The sequence below is a fragment of the Pseudomonas sp. DSP3-2-3 genome, assembly GCF_049898225.1.
Classification (GTDB): domain Bacteria; phylum Pseudomonadota; class Gammaproteobacteria; order Pseudomonadales; family Pseudomonadaceae; genus Aquipseudomonas.
The window spans coordinates 168,633-188,133 of sequence record NZ_JAFCXH010000004.1; the positions used below are offsets into that span (position 1 = coordinate 168,633).

The 19,501-nt window shown below is 59.7% G+C and carries 15 protein-coding genes; 4 read left to right on the forward strand and 11 right to left on the reverse strand.

What is annotated here, in order from left to right; all coding sequences use genetic code 11:
• Position 1 precedes the first annotated feature (1 nt).
• Together ACP7E4_RS06780 and ACP7E4_RS06785 are read right to left on the reverse strand one after the other, a co-directional pair.
• Complete coding sequence (locus ACP7E4_RS06780) at positions 2-853, reverse strand: STAS domain-containing protein (protein WP_426112768.1); 852 nt, start codon at positions 851-853, stop codon at positions 2-4.
• 277 nt (positions 854-1,130) lie between these two features.
• Positions 1,131-1,997: a LysR family transcriptional regulator gene (locus ACP7E4_RS06785; protein WP_426112766.1), complete on the reverse strand. Its 867-nt coding sequence runs from the start codon at positions 1,995-1,997 to the stop codon at positions 1,131-1,133.
• A gap of 132 nt (positions 1,998-2,129) precedes the next feature.
• On the opposite strand from ACP7E4_RS06785, the gene ACP7E4_RS06790 reads away from it, so the two are divergent.
• Positions 2,130-3,359 (forward strand): YbfB/YjiJ family MFS transporter, encoded by a 1,230-nt coding sequence (locus ACP7E4_RS06790; RefSeq protein WP_426112764.1) that lies wholly within the window; start codon positions 2,130-2,132, stop codon positions 3,357-3,359.
• Positions 3,360-3,628: 269 nt separating this feature from the next.
• Here the strand turns inward: ACP7E4_RS06790 and ycaC are convergent, their stop codons facing one another.
• The 5 genes from ycaC to ACP7E4_RS06815 all read right to left on the reverse strand — a co-directional run bounded on the left by ycaC (position 3,629) and on the right by ACP7E4_RS06815 (position 8,377).
• The gene (gene ycaC, locus ACP7E4_RS06795; RefSeq protein ID WP_065833200.1) at positions 3,629-4,252 is read right to left on the reverse strand and encodes an isochorismate family cysteine hydrolase YcaC; all 624 of its coding nucleotides are present in this window, start codon (positions 4,250-4,252) and stop codon (positions 3,629-3,631) included.
• Positions 4,253-4,288: 36 nt separating this feature from the next.
• Positions 4,289-6,127, reverse strand: coding sequence for an amidohydrolase (locus ACP7E4_RS06800; RefSeq protein WP_426113062.1), 1,839 nt, complete (start codon positions 6,125-6,127; stop codon positions 4,289-4,291).
• 145 nt (positions 6,128-6,272) lie between these two features.
• Positions 6,273-6,905: an antibiotic biosynthesis monooxygenase gene (locus ACP7E4_RS06805; RefSeq protein ID WP_426112762.1), complete on the reverse strand. Its 633-nt coding sequence runs from the start codon at positions 6,903-6,905 to the stop codon at positions 6,273-6,275.
• Positions 6,898-7,314 carry a DoxX family protein gene (locus ACP7E4_RS06810; RefSeq protein ID WP_426112760.1) on the reverse strand — a complete coding sequence of 139 codons (417 nt, stop codon included), beginning with the start codon at positions 7,312-7,314 and terminating at the stop codon, positions 6,898-6,900. The genes ACP7E4_RS06805 and ACP7E4_RS06810 overlap by 8 nt, the downstream gene beginning before the upstream one ends.
• Before the next feature lie 142 nt (positions 7,315-7,456).
• Positions 7,457-8,377 (reverse strand): LysR substrate-binding domain-containing protein, encoded by a 921-nt coding sequence (locus ACP7E4_RS06815; protein WP_426112758.1) that lies wholly within the window; start codon positions 8,375-8,377, stop codon positions 7,457-7,459.
• Positions 8,378-8,644: 267 nt separating this feature from the next.
• Here ACP7E4_RS06815 and ACP7E4_RS06820 point away from each other — a divergent pair, with 267 nt between their 5' ends.
• Entirely contained in the window at positions 8,645-9,967 is a 1,323-nt protein-coding gene (locus tag ACP7E4_RS06820; protein WP_426112756.1) for an OprD family porin, read from the forward strand.
• Here the strand turns inward: ACP7E4_RS06820 and ACP7E4_RS06825 are convergent, their stop codons facing one another.
• The gene (locus tag ACP7E4_RS06825) at positions 9,968-10,684 is read right to left on the reverse strand and encodes an AraC family transcriptional regulator (protein WP_426112754.1); all 717 of its coding nucleotides are present in this window, start codon (positions 10,682-10,684) and stop codon (positions 9,968-9,970) included. It abuts the gene before it with no gap.
• Positions 10,685-10,913: 229 nt separating this feature from the next.
• Here ACP7E4_RS06825 and ACP7E4_RS06830 point away from each other — a divergent pair, with 229 nt between their 5' ends.
• Together ACP7E4_RS06830 and ACP7E4_RS06835 are read left to right on the forward strand one after the other, a co-directional pair.
• Complete coding sequence (locus ACP7E4_RS06830) at positions 10,914-11,738, forward strand: alpha/beta fold hydrolase (protein ID WP_426112752.1); 825 nt, start codon at positions 10,914-10,916, stop codon at positions 11,736-11,738.
• 63 nt (positions 11,739-11,801) lie between these two features.
• Positions 11,802-12,464 carry an HD domain-containing protein gene (locus tag ACP7E4_RS06835; protein ID WP_426112750.1) on the forward strand — a complete coding sequence of 221 codons (663 nt, stop codon included), beginning with the start codon at positions 11,802-11,804 and terminating at the stop codon, positions 12,462-12,464.
• Positions 12,465-12,840: 376 nt separating this feature from the next.
• Here ACP7E4_RS06835 and ACP7E4_RS06840 read toward each other — a convergent pair whose 3' ends face one another.
• The 3 genes from ACP7E4_RS06840 to ACP7E4_RS06850 form a co-directional block, all read right to left on the reverse strand.
• A complete protein-coding gene (locus ACP7E4_RS06840; RefSeq protein WP_426112748.1) occupies positions 12,841-18,387 on the reverse strand; it encodes a trifunctional serine/threonine-protein kinase/ATP-binding protein/sensor histidine kinase in 5,547 nt (1,848 codons plus the stop codon).
• Between the two features lie 17 nt (positions 18,388-18,404).
• On the reverse strand, positions 18,405-18,770 hold the full coding sequence (locus tag ACP7E4_RS06845; protein WP_426112746.1) for a response regulator transcription factor: 366 nt from the start codon (positions 18,768-18,770) through the stop codon (positions 18,405-18,407).
• A gap of 94 nt (positions 18,771-18,864) precedes the next feature.
• Positions 18,865-19,479 (reverse strand): response regulator transcription factor, encoded by a 615-nt coding sequence (locus ACP7E4_RS06850; RefSeq protein WP_426112744.1) that lies wholly within the window; start codon positions 19,477-19,479, stop codon positions 18,865-18,867.
• Between the last annotated feature and the right edge of the window lie 22 nt (positions 19,480-19,501).

The window sequence follows — 19,501 nt, forward strand, 5'->3', positions numbered from 1 at the left end:
TCTACACCGCCTTGGTGACGGTCAAACCCAGACGGCGCAAAGCCAGCGCCAGGGCGTCGGCAAGATTGGCCTTGGTGACCACGCCTTGCAGATCCAGGCCAAGGTGTACGATGGTCTGCGCAATTTGTGGACGCACGCCGCTGATGATGCAGTCAGCGCCCATCAAGCGAATGGCGGTCACTGTTTTCAACAAGTGCTGGGCGACCAGGGTATCAACCGTTGGCACGCCGGTAATGTCGATGATGGCAATCTCGGAGCCGGTGTCGACAATGCGTTGCAGCAGCGATTCCATGACCACTTGGGTGCGTTGCGAGTCGAGGGTGCCGATCATCGGCAGTGCCAGCACGCCATCCCACAGTTTCACTACCGGCGTGGACAGTTCCAGCAACTCTTCCTGCTGGCGCTTGATCACGGCTTCCCGGGATTTCTGGAAAGTACGAATGGTGTGCATGCCCAACGCATCCAGCAGGTCGGAAATTTCCAGAACCTGTTCGGCGAGCAGCATCGGGCTGTCTTCGTACTCGCTTTGCAGCATCGCGAACAGCGGGCCCTTCAAGGAAAAGATGAAGCTGGCAGTCTGTTGCGAATCCTGGCCGCTGAGAGCGCGACTGTGGGACAGCTTTTCCAGGAACAGGCGAATTTCATCCCAGTCACTGCCACCCAGCGACTGATGGCTGCCCTTCTCTGCCACGGAAATAACCAGGCGCAGGAAGTCGCCGGCCTGCAACTTGAGTTCGTCTTCCTTGATGTTGCGCGTTGCGCCACTGGCTTCCAGGCTGGCAAGCCATTTGGACGTCAGCCCGGCCTGGGATTTTTTCAGTGCTTCCACGGTACGCTGCTGCAGTGCTGCCATGTTCTTGAACTCCTGGAACAGTGCGGTCTTCACAGCAGAGCTGGAAGAATAACCAAAGGGGGCTTTTTGATAAAAAACAGTTGTTGCGCGGAATTCTCTACACATTGCGGCGAATTGCAAGTGCGCGGCGAGGCTGCTCGTGGCATCCCAAAACACTTTTAAAGCAACTAACGCAGCAGCAAACACATTTTTATCAATTCGATTGGATAGATTACGCTAAATATCAGCATTCCGTTCAATTCCAATAATTAACATCCAGCGTTACTGCTGATCCACGTTAATTAACTCCGCCAAACTTTTCGACGATTTTTTCAATCACCGCTCGCACCCTGGCGGTGTGGCGCAAGTCTTCATGGGTCACCAGCCAGACATCGTAAGTCGTCAACCGGGAACGCTCGGGCCAGATGCGCGTAAGACCGTCCATTTCTCCCAGACAAACCGGTAGCTCGCCGATGCCGATCCCGGCCGCAACGGATTTACGCATCATCAAGCCCGAATTCACCGTGGCTACCAAGCGGCCATGGGTGATGGGCTCGGAGCACATGGTCGGTGGCTTCCCCGTCTCCAGATAAGGCTGATACATGATCAGATCATGCCCGGCAAATCCGGCTGGCGGTTGACCGCGACGCTCGGCGTAGCTCGCCGATGCGAACAATCCCACCGGCCAGCGGGCAATGCAGCGGGCGATCAGATCCGGATTCTCCGGCTTGATGTTGCGAATCGCGATGTCGGCTTCACGCTTGGACAGGCTGGCCACTTCAATCGAGGTGTCGAGCCGGACTTTGATGTCGGGATGAACCTGCTGCAGGCTGGCAATGGCCGGGATCACGAAGTCAACGGCCAGGGAATCGGTGCTGGTAATGCGTACGTCGCCGGTCAATCGCTCGTCGAGACCGAGAATCTGCCGTTGCAGCTCCAGCGCTGACTGCTCCATTTTTTGTGCGGCTTTCAGCGCGGCTTCCCCGGCCATGGTCAGCACATAGCCGTCGGAGGTACGCAGGAACAAGGTCGTGCCCAGGGCTTTTTCCAGCGCGCCGAGCCGACGCCCCACCGTGGCCTGATCCACGCCCAGCACCCGCGCAGCCCCACGCAACGTGGCCTTGCGACATATAGCCAGAAATACCCGGGTGTCATCCCAGTTCATACGCCTCCCTTACTGATGCACTTATGCATCCTAGTCATGAGAAATCACTGCAAGTCTGCATCAATAATCATCGTTACCATGGGCTCAGCCAAGCACTTTCGGTGCTTTCACCTGATTTGCGGGAATTCCATCATGCTCACGACCACTGACACCGCTTCACCCCGGCGTAATAACGTCTGGCTGCACATCCTCGCTGGCCTGAGCGCCAGCCTGGTCAGCATCGGCCTCGCGCGTTTCGCCTACACGCCGCTGATTCCGTCGCTGATCGGCGCACACTGGTTCTCCGCATCCGACGTGATTTACCTGAGCGCCGCGAACCTGATCGGTTATCTGATCGGCGCGCTCGCCGGACGCCCCATCGCCGCTCGCCTGTCCAACGGTCATAGCCTGCGGCTCATGATGCTGCTGGCGACCGCTTCGTTCTTCGCGTGTGCCTTTCCACTGTCGATCACCTGGTTCTTCAGCTGGCGCCTGTTGTCCGGTATCGCGGGCGGCGCAATCATGGTGCTGGTGGCGGCAACGGTGATTCCACACGTTCCGCCCGCACGTAAAGGCCTGGCCAGCGGTGCGATCTTCCTCGGTGTTGGCCTGGGCATTGCGGGCTCCGGGACGCTGGTGCCGTTCCTGTTGTCGCTGGGCCTTCGCGATGCGTGGATCGGCCTTGGGCTGGTGTCCTTGCTGTTGACCGCAGTCAGCTGGTTCGGCTGGCCTTCGGCGAGTGCCACTGCGGCGGTCAATGCGGCAGCCGTACAAGACGTTCAACCCGGCAAGCCAGCGCCGCTCGATCCGGCGGTTTATCTGCTGTTCGGTCAGTACGCCCTGATGGCCGTAGGCCTGGTACCGGCCATGGTGTTTCTGGTGGACTACGTGACCCGAGGCCAGGGCGCCAGCGCTCACATTGGCGCATTGATCTGGGTGATGTATGGCGTTGGCGCGATACTCGGGCCGGTCATTTATGGCTTCCTTGCCGATCACCTCGGTGCGCGGAATTCGATTCGCCTGGTATTGCTGGTTCAGGCGCTTGCGGTCGCCGGGTTGTGCATGACCCACTCGTATCCGCTGCTGGCGTTGCTCGCCGTGATCATTGGTTCCTTTCCGCCGGGTATTGTCCCGCTGGCCTTGGCCCGCATTCACGAACTGGTGCCGGGTCACGAACAGCAACAAGTCGCCTGGAGCCGCGCGACGGTATCGTTCGCCACCTTTCAGGCGCTGGCGGGCTACGGTTATTCGGTGGTCTTCAACGGTAATGGCGGGCATCACGTGATGTTGTTTGCCATCGCGGCCGGAGCCATCGCAGTCGCATTGGTCGCCGATCTGGGACTGGCGTTGATCAGTCGTAAACGCGTGGCGGTCGCGGCGTGATTAGCGCGTTCCTGTAGCAAACATCGGATCTGTGGGAGATTCTATGTTTGGGGGCAACCCACAGATGCCGAAGATGTGGTGTCTGCACCGACGCCTTCCCGGATAAATCCGGTCCCACGAGATGACCGCATGTCATTTGTGGGAGCTTGCTTGCGAAGGCGATGGAGCAGACTGCAAAACAGTGTCTGAATCAACCTCTTCGCGAGCAAGCTCGCTCCCACAAAAAAACGGCGCCGCCCCCGAAGGAGCGGCGCCGTCTGGTTTGCAGATTACTTGGCAGTCAGCGCCGAGTAGCTGTTCATCAGGTTGCGGTAGTTCGGGATGCGTGGCGACAGCAGGTTGGCCAGGCCTTCCATGTCGTTGCGCCAGTCGACTTGCAGCTCGCAGGCGACCGAGAACCAGTTGACCAGTTGAGCGCCAGCGGCGGTCATGCGTGCCCAGGAGGCTTGTTGCACGGTTTCATTGAACGTGCCGGAAGCGTCAGTCACGACGAACACTTCGAAGCCTTCAGCCAGCGCCGACAATGTCGGGAAGGTCACGCAGACGTCGGTCACAACGCCCGCGATGATCAGCTGCTTGCGGCCGGTGGCCTTTACTGCCTTGACGAAATCTTCGTTGTCCCAGGCATTGATCTGGCCTGGACGCGGGATGTACGGCGCGTCCGGGAACAGTTCCTTGAGTTCTGGAACCATCGGGCCGTTCGGACCGTTTTCGAAGCTGGTGGTCAGAATGGTCGGCAGTTTGAAGAACTTGGCGACGTCGGCGAGGGCCAGCACGTTGTTCTTGAACTCGTTGGGCTGGAAATCCTGAACCAGGGAAATCAGGCCCGTCTGGTGATCCACCAGTAGAACAACTGCGTCGTCTTTGTTGAGGCGCTTGTAGGGGGTGCTCATGGTTGACTCCTTTGAGATTTACGGTCGTCTGGGTAATCAGAATGCGAAACACGAACAGCCAAACGCGCCCCAGAAACCCTGGAAGTCGCTGACCGGTACGCTGGACATGCGAGCGCGTTCGTGGCTATGGGAATGCACGGTGCATGGGCCCGCGCACTGGTGAACCTGGGCCAGCATCGGCGAGTTCTGACGCCAGTGGCCGGGCACTTTGACCACCGGCGACCAGTCGGGCAGCACTGGCACGCTGGGCGGTGCGAGCTTTTCGAAATCGCCGCTGCCGTACACCACCTTGCCGTCCACTACGGTCAGCACCGACTCGATCCACTTGATGGATTCCTCGTCAACGCTGAAATAATCCGCAGACAAGGCCACCAGATCGGCCAGCTGACCGACCTTGATCATGCCCTTCTTGCCCTGCTCGGACGAAAACCAGGCGCTGCCGTGGGTGAAGAGTTCCAGCGCGATGTCACGAGACAGGCCTTCCGGATACAGCTCCAGCCCGCCAACGGTGCGACCGCTGACCATCCAGTACAGGGAAGTCCACGGGTTGTAGCTCGACACCCGAGTGGCGTCGGTGCCGGCACCGACTGGCACGCCTTCGGCCAGCATGCGTTTGATCGGCGGCGTGTATTCGGCGGCCTTGGCGCCGTAGCGCTCGACGAAATATTCGCCCTGGAACGCCATGCGGTCCTGAATCGCAATACCGCCACCCAAGGCCCGCACGCGTTCGATGTTTTTCGGGGTGATGGTTTCGCAGTGGTCAAAGAACCACGGCAGACCATTGAACGGAATGTCGCGATTGACCTTCTCGAATACGTCAAGCATGCGCGTGATGGATTCGTCGTAAGTGGCGTGCAGACGGAACGGCCAGCGATGTTCAACCAGATGGCGCACCACCGGCTCCAGGTCCTGTTCCATGCCGGCCGGCAAATCAGGCCGAGGTTCGAGGAAGTCCTCGAAGTCGGCGGCCGAGAAAGCCAGCATTTCCCCGGCGCCGTTGTGGCGCAGGAAATCGTCGCCCTGATGCAGCTGGACGGTGCTGGTCCAGTTCTTGAAGTCGGTGAGTTCTTCTTTCGGCTTCTGGGTGAACAGGTTGTAGGCGATGCGTACGGTCAGCTGCTTTTCTTTAGCGAGTTCTTCGATGACCGCGTAGTCATCCGGGTAGTTCTGGAAACCACCGCCCGCATCAATGGCGCTGGTCACGCCCAGGCGATTGAGCTCGCGCATGAACTGACGCGTCGAGTTGACCTGGTATTCCAGCGGCAGCTTCGGCCCTTTCGCCAGGGTCGAGTACAGGATCATCGCGTTAGGCTTGGCGACCAGCATGCCGGTCGGGTCGCCGTTGGAATCGCGCACGATCTCGCCGCCCGGCGGGTTCGGCGTATTGCGGGTGTAACCGGCGACCCGCAGCGCGGCACGGTTGAGCAAGGCGCGGTCATAAAGGTGCAGCACAAATACCGGTGTATCCGGCGCCGCCTGGTTGAGTTCTTCAAGGGTCGGCATGCGTTTTTCGGCGAACTGGAATTCGTTCCAGCCACCCACCACACGCACCCATTGCGGCGTCGGTGTGCGATCAGCCTGATCCTTGAGCATGCGCAGGGCATCGGCCAGGGACGGCACGCCTTCCCAGCGCAGTTCGAGGTTGTAGTTCAGCCCGCCACGGATCAGGTGCAAGTGCGAGTCGTTGAGGCCGGGGATCACCGTGCGTTTTTGCAGATCGATCACCTGCGTCGCGCTGCCGCGCAGCGCCATCACTTCAGCTTCGCTGCCCACGGCGACGAAACGGCCGCCGCTGATGGCCACCGCACTGGCCTTGGGTTTTTCGCGGTCGACTGTGTGGAATTGTCCGTTGTACAGAATCAGCTCGACGTTCATAGCGGTTCCTTCGACAGAGGATTGAGAAGCGCCGGCATAACCGGCAAAAGGCAAAGAGGGAAACAGTGCGGCTGCGGCACTGAGCAGCGTGCCCTTGGCGACGAAGCGGCGTCGCTCCAGATCGGTTTTGTCGTCACTCATGGCGTTACTCCACGGGTTTGTTTTCCGGAGCAGCATTCAGCCATGGCGCAAACAGGCGCGTTGCTGCGGGCATCAAGAGGTAGACCACCAGCAGGACGATGGTCACGGTGACCAATGCGGTGCTCACGACGTAGTTGGCGAGGAACGGACTCAAGATAAAAACCGGGTGCCACAACAGCGGAATCAGCAAGGTCAGCGGGCAGATCACCAGGAAGGTCACGCACGCCTGCTTCCAGCGTGGTGGCGGTGACTTGGACGTTTCCGTGGGAGGTGTGAACCAGAATTCGTTGTGCGGATTGACCTCGGTGTGATCGCCGTCGGCGAGCATCGGCTGGGCTTCTGCCACCAGCCGGCTGCGTTCGTCGGAATCCAGCCAGCTCTGCATGGCGTCGGTGGAGTGAAACCGCAGCACACAGGTAAACAGCTGCAGACCGTCAGCCTTGCTGCGGATTACATCCACGCCGAGGTGGCCCGGATAGCTGCCGGCAATCGACACGATCCGTCGCAGCCAGGCTTCATAGTCAGCCTCAAGCCCGGCCTTGATCCGGTGCTTGATGACCAGGGTGACCACTTCGTTGAACACGGGCTGACTGACCACAGCCGCCTCGGTCGTAAAGAGTGAAGGTGCATCAGACATAACGTACCGCTCCGCTAAAACGTGCGTTGAGTGCCAGCCGTCCCGGCCCGGCAATAAACACAGTAGTAAAGATGATCAGCAGCAGCCAACCGAACTGCCCTTCTTCCAGACTCCATTGCGGATGGACGACCAGCAGGGCCACCAGCAGCACGACGATGATGGGCAGGCACGACAGGCGCACGAACAGCCCGGCGGCGATGAAAATCGGGCACACCACTTCGGCGAAAATCGCCAGGATCAAGGTCAGGCTTGCGCCCATGTGAAAGGGATCTTCGATAAGCGACAGCTGCGCCTGGAAGTTGAACAGCTTGGGCAGCCCGTGAACGAGCAAGAGGAACGCGGCGGCGCTGATCCGCAGAAACAGCAGGCCGATATCCTGAGCGTTGTTTTCCAGTGTCGAATTATTCATGGCGCCACCAACAAATGGGGGAATGACCAGATCACGCTGTGCGTGTCCTGGCCAACTCTGAATTTGATAGTGCCCATGGAGGCGCGTTGAAAATTGAATGGTTGTGCTTTCTTCGACATTCGTTGCCAGCCAGCTTCGACCGCTAAGGCGCGACGTCCAGCGCCTGGGACATGAACTGGCTGATCCGCGCGCGCAGCCAGCGCTCGGCCGGATCGTTGTCGTGCACCCCGCTCCAGACCATCGACAATTCGGCTTCGTTGATCGGAAACGGTGGATCGTCAGCGCGCAAGGCGCAGCCTTCAACCAGCGCGCAGGCCGCGTAATCGGGAACCGTAGCGATCAGCTCGGTACCCGCCAGCAATGCCCGCAGCCCGTTGAATTGCGGGACCGCCAGCACCACCTTGCGCGCCCGCCCGACCTTGGCCAGATCCAGATCGATGTTGCCGCTCAAGTCACCCGAGAACGACACCATCGCATGGGGCCGTGCGCAATATTCGTCGAGGGTCAACGGCCCGGGCCGGGCATCGCCGCGCAGTACCTTGCAGCCGATGTCGCGGAGCTTCTTGCGCTTGGCGTTGGCTGGCAGGTCCGTGGTGTAGCTGACGCCCACCGAGATTTCCCCGGAAGCCAACAAGGCAGGCAACAACAGATAGTTGGCGCGTCGCACCACGACAACGATGCCCGGCGCCTCCTCACGCAGCTGCGTCAACAGCGGCGGCAGCAAGCCAAATTCGGCGTCATCGGACAGCCCGATACGAAACACCTCGGTACTGGTAGACGGGTCGAAATCCTTGGCCCGGCTGACGGCCCCGGAAATGGTGTCCAGTGCCGGCTGGATTTCCTTGAGGATATCCAGGGCGCGCGCGGTTGGTTCCATGCCCCGTCCATTGCGCAACAACAGCGGATCATCGAACAGATCCCGCAGCCGCGCCAATGCCGCGCTCACCGCCGGCTGGCCCATGAACAGTTTTTCCGCAACCCGGGTCAGGTTTCGCTCGAACATCAAGGCTTCAAAGATCACCAGCAAGTTGAGGTCGACGCGGCGCAGGTCGTTACGATTCATGAATTGGGTCCACAACGAAGAAAATGAAAAGGCAGCCGGGCTTATCTGCTGCTCAAGTAAGCACTGCAGGTGGGGGTTTGCCTTGTACGGGTGTGCTTTTGATTCAACACTGTTGGATTGTATTTGCAGCTACGCGCACCTTGAGCACCCGCAGACAATTTTGCGCACAGCCCGTCAATTCATGCCAGCCCGTTCCTGTCAGATTGAGCCGCGCTTGCCGGACATTCGGTTCAGCGTAGTCGCTTCACTCTTCTAAAGGGCATGAATATGTGCAACCGATTTACCCTGCTGACTTCCCTGGCGCTGCTGGCATCAGGTCAGGCTTTGTCTGTCCATGCCGAAGAGCAACATGGCTTCCTTGAGGATTCGACCCTCAATCTGCTATCGCGAAACTTCTTCCTGCACAACGATTACCGCACCGGGCATGAGCAGAAGAACTACAAGCAGGAGTGGGCTCAGGGCTTTATTGCCAATCTCAAATCCGGCTTTACCCAGGGCGAAATTGGCGTTGGTATTGATGCCCACGGCTTCTATGGCTTGAAGCTGGACAGCGGGCGCGGGCGCTCCGGTACCGGGTTGTTGCCACTGGACAGCCAGGGTCGAGCCGAGGACGACTATTCCAGCGCGGGTGCTGCGCTCAAGCTCAAGTATTCGCAGACCACTTTGAAATTCGGCGAAATGGAAGTCGAAACGCCGGTATTCGACACGGCCGACAAGCGCCTGCAACCGGAATACGCCACCGGGTTCTTCCTCGACAGCCAGGAGATTCAGGGCGTAAGACTGGTGGCCGGGCACTTCACGGCGTTCAAGAATCAGGATGCTTCGACTGCTCACGGCGACTTCGACGGTTACGGGGCAAGCACGCGCAACGCCAGCATCAGTCTGGCCGGGATTGAGCTGTCAGGAGATGGTCCACTGGGCGGTTCGCTGTATGCGTCGCAGCTCTCGGACACCTGGCAGCAGTATTACGGCAACCTGCACTTTACCCGGCAGCTGTCCGCAGACAGCTCGTTGCTGCTGGACAGCAACCTGTACCGAACGCTGGACACCGGCAACGCCGAGGCAGGCTCGATCAACAACACGGCGTACAGTGTGTCGGCCAAATATCGCCTTGGCAGCCAGGCGCTGACCCTCGGCTATCAGAAGATCGACGGCGACACGCCCTTCGATTTCGTCGGCGGCGATTCGATTTACCTCGCCAACTCGATCAAATATGCCGACTTCAATGGCGCGCACGAGCAGTCTTATCAGGTTCGCTATGACCTTAACTTCGCGACGCTGGGTGTTCCGGGCCTCAAATTCATGACCCGCTATGTGACCGGCCGACAGATTGACGGGACCAAGGCTCAGCAAAATGGCGCCTACAATCCGTTCGACTCCGACATTGATCGCTACGTGCCGATTCAGGGCAAGGGCGGACGCCACTGGGAACGCGATATCGACCTGAAATACGTGGTGCAATCAGGCCCGGCCAAAGACCTGTCACTGGACATTTCCCATGTGTCCCACCGAGGCAACACCGCTCAGGCGGGCGATGATATCGATCGGTTGTATCTGGTGGTTGAATACCCGCTGGATCTGCTCAAGTAATCAACCCGCTCGACGGCTGGCGAGCGGCAGTGACCGGCGCCAGCTGAACGGGGTCAGACCGATTACGCGGGTGAACACCCGGGTGAAATGCGATTGATCGGCAAAGCCACAATCCAGGCTGATCCGGGAAATGGTCAGCTGCGTTTCGGTGAGCAGGCTCTTGGCCTTGTCCAGACGCATCTGCAAGAACCAGTCGCGGGGCGAGACGCCGGTATTTTTCTTGAAGGCCCGGGAAAAATGACTGCGCGACAACGAGCACTCGCTGGCGATCTGCGCGATAGACAGGCCTCGATCCATATGGCTGGCCATCATTTCCTTGGCGCGCCGCTCCTGCCAGGGCGACAAGGCGATTTTTTCGCAGGGCGCTTTTTCGCTCTGAAGTGTCTCGCACGGCGCAGGCTTCTCGAAGTGCGTGGACAGATGCGAACACAGCACCAGCATGGCCCGATCCACCGAATCTTCAACCTCACCCTGCCGATTGCGCAGCGCCGGTAACAACGAGCAGATCAATTGATAAGCCAGCGGCTCGATGCCAGAGGAAGTCGGCTCAGCTGATTCAAGCAAGCTGATGCGCTGAGCGTCTGCCTCGTTGCGCGACCACGACTTGATCAGCTCATCGAGGGCAGACGACAGCCGTGCCAGGGTGTGCGGCGACGGGGTCAGGGCGGCGGCAGAGGATTCGGTCTGGCGCAAGGGCGATAGGCTGACTGCATTCATTACAGACTCTCCTGAGCAAAAGGGGTTGGTCAGGTTTCAAGTCTGGAGTTGGCAGTCCTTAAAGTCCTTCTCCGCACATTAATCGTTCTGAAGCAGGCTATGGCGCCAGCTTTTGGGGTGATCAGAGGCTATCCGGTTAAGAACATTTCAGGTTGGCGCCAAGGACTTGAGCGCACTGGCGGCCTAATGTTGGTCTGCTCATTTCGTTGTCGAACCTCAGGAGAAACCCATGCCCACGATCACCACCGCAGACGGCACGCAGCTTTATTACAAGGACTGGGGCACCGGCCAGCCGATTATCCTCAGCCATGGCTGGCCATTGAATGCCGACATGTGGGAGTACCAGATGAACTTCCTGGCCGCGAACGGCTTTCGGGTAATTGCCCACGACCGTCGCGGCTTCGGGCGTTCCAGCCAGCCATGGCAGGGTTATGACTACGATACCTTCGCTGATGATTTGCACGCGTTGATCACCACGCTGGATCTCACCGACGTCATGCTGGTGGGCTTTTCCATGGGCGGCGGCGAAGTAGCGCGCTACATCGGTCGCCACGGCACCAAGCGCATCGCCAAAGCAGTGCTGGTCAGCGCGGTCACTCCGCTGATGATTCGTCGTGAAGATCATCCTGAAGGCATGGACCCGGCGATCTTCGACGGCATCCGCGCCGGGCTGCTCAATGACCGCGCGGGTTTCCTTGATGCGTTCGGGCCGATCTTCACCGGTGCCGACCAGCCGGGTTCGTCGGTCGGCAAGCCAATGCTGGACTGGACCCAGTTCATGGCCCTGCAAGGTGGTTTCAAGGGCACCCTGGATTGCGTTGCAGCGTTCTCGGAAACCGATTTCCGTTCCGACCTGGCGCGCTTCGACGTGCCAACGCTGGTGATCCATGGTGATGGCGACGCCGTGGTCAACTTTGACGTGACCGGCAAAGCCGCAGCGGCACTGGTCAACGGCGCGGAGCTCAAAGTCTACCCAGGCGCGCCGCATGCGGTGTACTTCACCCACAAGGATCAGCTGAATCAGGATTTGCTGAACTTCGCCCGGGCTCGCTAAGCCCGCGACCTCGACCCGTCGCAGCGACGGGTCACAGGTCCAGGAAACGGACGACTGTGAGGGATGCACGTGAGTGACCACAATAACAACGACATCGCCAGTATTCGATTGCCGGACGGCCCTATGGCTCGGGCGGCTGTCGAACTGACAGGTGATGCGCATTCGACCCTGATGCTCAACCACTCGAAACGGGTATTCCTGTTCGCCACGCTGATCGGCGAGCAGCGCCAGGTCTCGTTCGATGAGGAGTTGCTTTACGTCGCCGCGCTGTTTCACCGCGCGGGCCTGACCGCACGCTATCGACGCTCGCAAAACCGCTTCGAAATCGATGGCGCCATTGCTGCACGGGAGTTTCTCAAAGGTTTCGGCTGTTCGAATGACGATGCACAGGAAGTCTGGGACGCCATCGCCCTGCACAGCACTCCAGGCATTCCGGAGCACAAATCCCACCTCGCCGCGCTGATCGCCGCCGGTGTGGATACCGATCTGTACGGCCGGCATCGCAGCGCGATAAGCCCCGTGGAACTGACGCACATTCTTCAGGCCTTCCCCCGCGAACCGGGTTTCAACACCAAGTTACTCAATGCCATGGCGGCGGGCCTCAAGCACCGTCCGCACACCGCGTTCGGCACCGTGAACGCCGATGTTCTCGAACGCCTCGATAGACAGTACAAGCGGGCCAATTTCTGCACCCTGCTGCTGGAAACGCGATGGCCGTTTGAATAGCCCTGAACGTTGAATTGGCCACGGCCCGTTGGAGCGAGGCTTGCCCGCGAAGGCGGCAGGTCAGTCGCCGCACGTGATGGCTGATAAATCGATTCGCGGGCAAGCCTCGCCAACGGATCTACGCAACGTTCGCGATAGGACATAAAGCCGATGCATTTGCGTCTACTGGAATGCCGTCTTCCCGGATAAATCCGGTCCCACAAAACCAGCGCGATCTAGTGGGACCGGCTTTAGCCGGGAAGGCGTCGGTTCAGACAATACATCTGCGGCGCCTGGCGGTTGCCCTCAGACATAGAATCTCCAACGGGGCCGGTATCTGTCCGGACGGGGAGCGGCGCTTGTGCGGACGAGGACCGGAGTTAGCCCGGACAACGCCCTACACCGGCAGGGTAAACACAAAAACCGTGCCCCTGCCGCGCCCGGTAAACGCATAAAGCCCGCCGTCATGGGACTCGATGATGGATTTGCAGATTGCCAGGCCCATGCCCATGCCTTTTTCCTTGGTCGTATAAAAGGCGTCAAACACGCGCTCCAGATCCGCCTCGTTGATGCCGACGCCATTGTCCTGGACGCTGACCACCACATAGTCACTGCCCACGGTATCGCAACTGATCGACAGCCGACGGGGGCCATCGTGGACTTCGCTCATGGCTTCCATCGCGTTCATGATCAAGTTGAGAATGACCTGTTGCAGCTGCACCGCATCACCTTGGATGCTGAGCTGCGGCCCGCTGCTCTGCCGGATCAGCAGCACCTGCCGGTGCTCGATTTCGCTGGCGGTCAGCTGCACGACCCGGCGGATCACTTCACCGATTTGCACCGGCTGGCGCGTGGACGGCGTCTGTCGGGCCAGCGATTGCAAGGCGCGCACGATGTCCGCCGCGCGCTTGCTGTCGTTAACGATATCTCCCAACCCCGCGAGGGCTTCGGCAACCACCGGCGGCTCACGCTTGAGCCAGCGCACGCTGGCGCTGGCATTGGTGATGATGGACGCCAGGGGCTGATTGATTTCATGGGCAATGGACGCTGCCAACTCGCCCATGATCGTCGCCTGGGAGACCGTGGCCAGTTCCGCTCGCGCGTGGCGCAGCGCCGCTTCGGTGGTGCGCCGTTCAGTAATATCGCTGGCGACACCGACAAAGACGTCTTGATCGTCACTGTCAGGCTCGCCCAGTAGTTCCAGGTGGCGGATGCTGCCGTCCGGCATCACCAGTCGAAACTCATACTGGAAAGCGCTGCCGGTACGCACGGCGCGGCTCAGCATTGCAGAAAACGCATTCAGATCCTCGGGATGGATGACGCGTTCCAGCTCGTGTAATGACGGTGGCGTCGCCGCAACCGGCAGCCCCCAGACCGCAAACAACTGATCGGACCAGACTGACTCATCCCTGCCCGCGTGCCAGCGGAAACTCCCGGAATGACCAATGCGCTGGCCCAGCGCCAGGGAAGCCTGACTGGTGCGCAAGGCCGACTCGATGACCTTTCGCCGAGTGTTTTCTTCGACCAGCTCAGCGTACAGCCGGGCGGTTTCCAGAGAGATCGCCGCCTGCCCGGCCAGCAGCTCCAGCACCGTGGTGCGATTGGAGGTGAACACCCCCGGCGCAAGGTTGTTTTCCAGATACAGCACGCCGATAACCTGGGCCTGTTTGACCAGCGGCAGGCATAACACCGAGCGCACCTGACGCTGTTGAAAATAGGGATCATCGACAAAGTCGCTGGCTTGCATGGCATCGTCCAGAACCACTGATTGCCGGGTACGCATGACGGTGTACAGCAGGGATAAGGGCAAATGCTGCGCCGACGGCACTGACACCGTCAGATCAATCTCGATGCCATTGTCCTGTGCCCGACTTCGAGCAGAAATCAGCGGCTGGTCCTGTTTGACCAGCAGCAACAGCGCCTGCTGTGCGCCGGCATGAATGATCGTGTTAGTCAGCAACGTACCAATCAGCCGATCCAGAACAATTTCCTCGGACAAGGCTTGCGACGCTTTCATGACCGAGACCAGATCCAGCGTGTCTTGCCCGCCGGAAATGCTGATCGAAGGACGGGACAACGAAGCCTGCTCGCGCAGAAAACCGGCACGGGCTTCCAGGTTGGCAACCTTGCCATGCGCGCCCCAGCGCTGATAGCAATCCCGAGCACTGCGCATATGGCTGCGCGCCGACGAGAACAACCCTCGGGTGTGATGGAATTCCGCAGCGAGTTCATGGGCCAACGCCTGAACATGCACGAACCCGGCGTTGGCGGCTGCGGTGATCGACAACTCATACAAGTCCAGCGCCTTGAGCGCGTCCCCGGCGACTCGGGCCATTTCCGCTTCGACCAATAATACCTTGTCGCGAAATACCTGAGGATTGAGGGCCGCCCACTGCTTGAGCTTGTCCCGATGAGGCGCCATGGCCGCCAGAATCCCGGCTGTATCCAGGGAACGGTCACGCCCGCCGGCAAGGTTCAGGGCGCTGAAAAAATGCAATTCGAGCAGGTGCACATGCGCCGGTGTCGACCAGGCCAGTGCTTCGGCTTTTTCCAGGCACTGGGTTGCGCCGGAGAAATCGCGGTACAGATAGTTGGAAATACCCTCGAACAGCCACCACCAGAACGCTACCGGCGTCATGGCGCTGTCACGGCCAGCGCAATCCTGAGTCGCGCTGGACGCCAACCCCGCCACCGGCCCCACGCGTAACGCCGCGACGAATCGCGCCTGAGTCTGCAACGCGGCTTCAACGTCGCGAAACCGCGCGCGCCGGGCGAACTCAAGACCGTTGTCGACTTCCTCCTGCACGCGCTCCAGGTATTCACCCATGACCAGCAGGTCGGAGACGATGTGGTTGCAGGCATAGCAACTCATGCTCAGATTGCCCGCGGTGTGACTGCTGGCAAAGGCCGCGCGCGCGTAACCCAGGCAATGGCTCAGCGGCTGAGTCCAGACGCTGACCTGGTCAAGCGCGACCAGCACCATGCTTTCGGCACCGTCATAGCTGTGACGCTTGACCAACGCGTGAGCCAGTTGAGCATACTGCGCCCCTTCCTGATAAAGCCCTTGTTGCTGGGCAAGCACCACGCCAAACCAGGCGAATCCCGAGGCGGACGCTGCACAGATTCCGTATTCAAGGGACAGCTGCGCCATCTCGCAGGCCACGACAAACAGCACATCCTGATCGGTGAAAGATGCCGGAGCAATCATGCTGGCTAGCATGCCCAAGGCGGCCTCGAATGACGCGTCGTGCATCAGCGGCAGATCGATCAGCGATTGGATTGGCCGGTTTCCCAAGGTTTGCAACAGGCATTGATAACGCTGCTCGACTTCCTCGCGCTCGATCTGCGGGGCAATCTGGATGCCGAACATCCGCAGCCCTTCCAGCGCCGTGGCGATGGCTTCGCGGTAGCTGGATGTGAGGACCTGCAACTCGACCTTGAGCATGTAAATAGCGGCGCGCTGCACCACCGGATCGATATGCTCCAGCAGCTCGGCGAGAACGCGACTCGCCGGTTCGAACTGCGCATTGAGAATCAGGCACTGCGCCTGAAGCAAGCCAGCGTCAAAACTGATCGCAGCATACGTTTGCCAGCGCTGCTGCCGGGTCAACGACCTGACCGTTGCCAGGTAAGCCAGCGCAGACTGAATCGCCGCAGCTTTCATTGCCTGCCGCGCAGCGCGCAGCAACAGCTCACAGAACAGCTGGACCTCGGCGGTGTTCGGCTCGGTGAGCCGCACCCGCTGCAAGTGCGAGGCAATTTCGAAAACCTGGTCGGGGCGCCCTTCCCCATCCAGGTCCGCCAGTAGAATCCGGGCGATGCGCGCATGTTCGGCGGGCCGCACCGCAGGCGGCGTCAGGCAGTACGCTGATTCCTGGACACGATCGTGATAAAAGGCAAAGCCGTGGCGGCTCTCGGTCAGCAGCCCGGCTTGCACAGCGGGCGCCAGGTGGCGGCGCACAGACTTTTCTACGGTGCTGCTGATCCGCGCCAGCGTCTGGATGTCGACGGAAGAACCGGTACATGCCATCTGCCCGAGCAACGTACGAGTCTGGGACGGCAAGCGAGCCATTCGCGCCACCATCAGATCAATCACGTTATCGGCGCAACGATGGCTGTCGATTGCTTCCAGATTCCAGGTCCAGCCCGCTTTGGCGCGGTCCCTGACAATCAGCTGTTCATCGAACAGACTGCGTAATAACTGGCCGATAAAGAACGGATTACCGCTGGTTTTTGCATGGATCATCCGGGCCAGCAGCATGCTTTCTGCGGGTTCACAATCCAGCGCGTGCCCGACCCACTGGCAAACATCGTCAAGGCACAGGGTCGATACTTTGATCTCGGTCAAGCGCGTCGGACTCTCGCGCAGCGCCGCCTGGAAGGCCGAGAACATCGGCATTTGCCGGATTTCGAAGTTCCGATAGGCGCCAATCAGCAGAATGCTTCGATAGTGACCGGCGCTGAACGAAGCGATAAATGCCAACGTCGCATCGTCCAGCCATTGCAGGTCATCGAAAAACAGGATCAGCGGGCGTTGCGGGCTGGCGAAGCTGTTCAGGAAGCGATGCAGGACCAGGTTGAACAGGTTCTGGGTTTCATTGGCGGGAAGATCGGCCAGGGGCGCCTGTGGTCCGAGGATCAATTCGATTTCCGGGACAAGATTGGCGATCAACCGGCCATGACCGCCGAGCGCAGCCAATAATTGCTCACGCCAGCGTTCGAGCTCGTCGGCGCTCTCACCGACGACCCGCATGATCAGTGAACGCAGCGCCTGGGCCAGCGAAGCATAGGGCGCATTGAACTGCGCCTGGTCGAATTTGCCTGAGGCAAACAGCACCCGATTCAGCGCCAGATCCTGCTGGAGCTGGCGAACCAGCGTGGTCTTCCCGGTGCCTGAAGAGCCCGAGAGCAGCACCATTTCACAGCCGCTGGTATGGCTCACCCTTGAAAATGCGGCATGCAGCGCCTGCAGCTCTTCGCAACGGGCAATCATCACCTTGCGCTCGCTGCCCTGGAGCAAATCACGCTGCAAGGCCGGTTCGAATGCGGCGATGTGCTGAAACTCGCTCCATTGCGCCAGGCATTCGCGCAAATCCATTTCCAGCCTGAAGGCATTTTGATAACGGTCGGCGGGGTTCTTGGCGATCAGTTTGAGAATCAACTGCGCCAACGGCATGGGGATGGAGTCGCGAAATTGTCGCGGCGACGGCGGCTGCCTGGCGACGTGGCAGTACACCCACTCCACCGCGTCGCTGGCTTCAAACGGCAACTGGCCGGTCAGCCATTCATAGAAAGTCATGCCCAGGGAATACAGATCGCTGCGCTCATCAGCCTGACGATCCACGCGCCGCGCCTGTTCCGGCGACATATACGCCAGCGTGCCGCAGATCGAGTCCGAGACGCTGTGCGGGCCGCCGGGCTGGCGCTCGACCGTCACGCCAAATCCGGTCAGGCGCACGAAACCGTCGTCACCCTGAATGAAATTGCTCGGTTTGATATCGCGATGCAGCAGACCGTTGCCGTGGGCCTGACTCAGGGCGTGTGCGGCGCCAATGGCCAGGCGCAGGAACAGGCTGATCGACAGGCTGCCATCCGCCACTTCGTGCAGGGATTTGCCACCGGGATCGTTGGCGACCAACAGCGGGCCGTCCGGCGTATGCAGTACCGCCAGCGGCATCAAGGCCCAACCGGGATCAAGTCGCGGTGCGATTGAAAATTCGTGCTCGATGCGACGGAAGCCACTTTCGACCAGTCGGGCCGAGCAGCGCGCAATCAGCCAGGTAGGTGAACAGCCAGGCACATGCACCCGGTAATGATCGATCTCGCCGTCGGCATACAGCAGTTCCCAGGAAAGCAGCGCCAGCCATTGCAGGCTGAAGCCTTCCGGCTGCTGGTCAGGGAGGCCCCGCAAACTCAACGTCGGCTCTGCACTGATGCCATTCATAACGGGTCCTTACCTGCTTAAACTGCCTTCTCAAGTGCCTGCTTTATCGATTCAAGCAACGCTTCCTCGGAAAACGGCTTGTGCAGGAATCCCAGGGCGCCCGCCTCGCGCGTGCGCCGCACGGTGACTTCATCGTCGTGTGCGGACATGCAGCAAACGCCCACTGTCTTGCGCGCAGCTTTCAATCGCTCAAGCACTTCCAATCCTTGCATGCCTTTCATCTTTAAATCGAGCAATACACAGTGAGCTTCGTCGCTCGCGGATGAAGCCAGGAACTCTTCCCCCGAAGCAAAGCCCACAGTGCGATAACCCAACGACTTGAGAAGATTGCCAAGGCCATTTCGCACGGAAGCGTCGTCATCAACAACGCAGATGAGGATCATAGGCTGAACTTCATGACAGGAAAAGTAATTAGAGGAGAATACGCCCATGATTCAAAGATGGGGATTGTCTCTATGTATAATTGTGCTGTTTTAATCAATTCACGGGAGCTACTTGTTCCCACATCTTGACCAGCTCAATCAAAGTTCGCGCATTCATTTTTGTCATTATGTGCCGCTTATGCACTTTGGCGGTTATTTCGCTGGTACCCAACTCGTGAGCGATCTGTTTGTTCATCTTGCCGGTCACCAGTTGCGCCATCACCTCTCGCTCGCGAGGCGTCAGGGTTTCGAAACGGCGCCGGATGCTCTCGACATGAACCCGCTCGATCAGCCCGCGCTCATCGTGTTCGAGCGCCTGGCGGACCACATCGAGCAACTGATCCGGCTCGAAGGGCTTGGTCAGAAATTCGTGGGCACCGGCCTTGATGGCTTTGACCGACATCGGAATGGTGCCGAACCCGGTCATGAAAATGATGGGGAAACGATGCCCGCGCCGCAGCAACTCCTCCTGCACGTCAAAACCGCTGGCAGCGGCAATATTGACGTCCAGCAACAGACAAGTGGGTTGTTCGGCGAAGGCCTGTTCCAGAAACTCGTGAGCCGTCGCAAAGCACTGGGCGCTGAGGTCGGCGGAGCTCAAGAGTCGAGTCAGCGAAGAGCGAATCGAGCTCTCATCGTCGACCACATAAACCATGGATGTCGCTGGCATAAACAGTAATCCGGAGCTTGGT